The following is a 1794-nucleotide window of genomic DNA, read 5'->3' as shown; positions in this document are numbered from 1 at the left end:
TTCATCGAATGGAATTTCGTCGCGAGCAGCCGGGACGCGATCGAGCGCGCGAAAGCGGCATGGACGCGCCAGGAAATGGGCAAGGTGCCCGGCGAGACCGAGTGGATTCCGCTGCCCGAATCTAAGCCGCGTTGAAAAAGCGGCGCGCCGCCCCCATCCTGACGATATTCGAACGGAAGAGAACGACATGGACACCACGCTTGCCACATTCGAGAGAGACGTCATCGAGGCGTCGCTGGACACGCCCGTGCTGGTCGACTTCTGGGCGCCGTGGTGCGGCCCCTGCAAGACGCTCGGCCCGCTGCTGGAAAAGCTCGAAGCCGATTACGCCGGCCGCTGGAAGCTCGTGAAGGTCAACGTCGACGAGAACCAGGAACTCGCCGCGCACTTCCAGACGCGCAGCATCCCGCACGTGATCGCGTTCGCCGACGGGCGACCGGTCGACCAGTTCGTCGGCGTGCTGCCCGAAGGGCAGTTGCGCGCGTTCCTCGACCGGCTGCTGCCGGCGGCCGAGGAAGCCGAGCGCCGCGCCGCGCAGTACGCGATGGCCGAACAGCGCTTCGACGATGCGCGCACGCACCTCGAAGCGGCGCTCGCGCTGAACCCCGGCTACGATGACGCGCGCCTCGACCTGATCGAGCTGCTGCTCGCGCGCAACGAGGTCGACGCCGCGCGCGCGGAAACCGAGCGCCTATCGCCGCAAACCGTGCAGAACGGCGACCCGCGCTACCAGGCGATCAAGACCCGTTTCGACGCGCTCGACGCCACGGCCGACCTGCCGCCGACCGACGCGCTCGAAGCACGCATCGCGGCGAACCCGGGCGATCTCGACGCGCGCTTCGACCTCGCGCAGAGCCTGATCGCGCGGCGCGCGTACGAAGGGGCGCTGGAACAGCTGCTGGAAATCGTGACGCGCGATCGCGCATACGGCGACGACCTCGGCCGCCGCACGATGATCTCGGTGTTCGAACTGGCCGGCGATCGCCCCGACCTCGTCGCCGCGTGGCGACGCAAGCTGAGCATGGCGCTCAACTGATGCACGACAGGCCGGGCCGCAACGGCCCGGCCAACTCGCTTTAACTTGCCGACTCGCGCGCGGCGCACCGGCCGCGCCGCAACATTCTCATTCGCGACCCGCGCGCCGCGCGCTCAGCCGGCCGCCTGTGCCGCGATCGCCCGCAGCGCATGCGCGGCAGCCGCGAAGCCGAAGCTCGCGGTCACGCACACGCTCGAACCGAAGCCCGCACAGTTGAGCCCCGCGACGTGCGCGGCCGCGGACGGCTCCGCGCCGTCCTCGATGTCGCAGGCCGCCGCTTCCGGATAGATCAACGGCTCGTCCGAATACACGGCGCTGACCTTGAAGCGCGCCTTCGGCCCGCGCGGAAAACCGTGCTGCTTGCGCAACTGCGCGCGCACCTTCGACAGGAGCGGATCCTGGATCGTCAGCGCGAGATCGTCGATGCGGATGCGCGTCGGGTCGAGCTGCCCGCCCGCGCCGCCGACGACGATCAACGGCTGCCGTTTCGCGACGCACCATGCGATCAGCGCGACCTTCGTGCGCACGCTGTCGATCGCATCGATCACGTAGTCGAAGCCGCCGCCGAGCAGCGCGTCGAAGTTGTCGGGCTCGACGAAATCCTCGATCCGGTTCACGCGGCACGCGGGATCGATCAGCGCGATCCGCTCGGCCATCGCGTCGACCTTCGGCTTGCCGTAATTCCCGTCGAGCGCATGAACCTGCCGGTTCGTGTTGCTTTCCGCGACGTTGTCGAGATCGATCAGCGTCAGCGTGCC

2 protein-coding genes and 1 pseudogene are annotated in these 1794 nt (G+C 68.6%); 2 read left to right on the top strand and 1 reads right to left on the bottom strand.

Annotated features, from left to right (window positions below):
- Positions 1–135: pseudogene (locus tag A9Z05_RS36715) on the top strand (pirin family protein); the annotation flags it as partial.
- Between the two features lie 52 nt (positions 136–187).
- Positions 188–1036 (top strand): thioredoxin, encoded by an 849-nt coding sequence (trxA, locus tag A9Z05_RS33675; RefSeq protein WP_069621832.1) that lies wholly within the window; start codon positions 188–190, stop codon positions 1034–1036.
- Positions 1037–1149: 113 nt separating this feature from the next.
- Here trxA and A9Z05_RS33670 read toward each other — a convergent pair.
- On the bottom strand, positions 1150–1794 hold a 645-nt coding region (locus A9Z05_RS33670; RefSeq protein WP_069621831.1), incomplete at its 5' end, for a ThiF family adenylyltransferase.

Origin of the sequence: Burkholderia sp. A2 (assembly GCF_001729305.1) — a bacterium.
GTDB classification, from domain to species: Bacteria; Pseudomonadota; Gammaproteobacteria; order Burkholderiales; family Burkholderiaceae; genus Burkholderia; species Burkholderia sola.
This window is presented reverse-complemented; position numbering and strand designations above follow the sequence as displayed.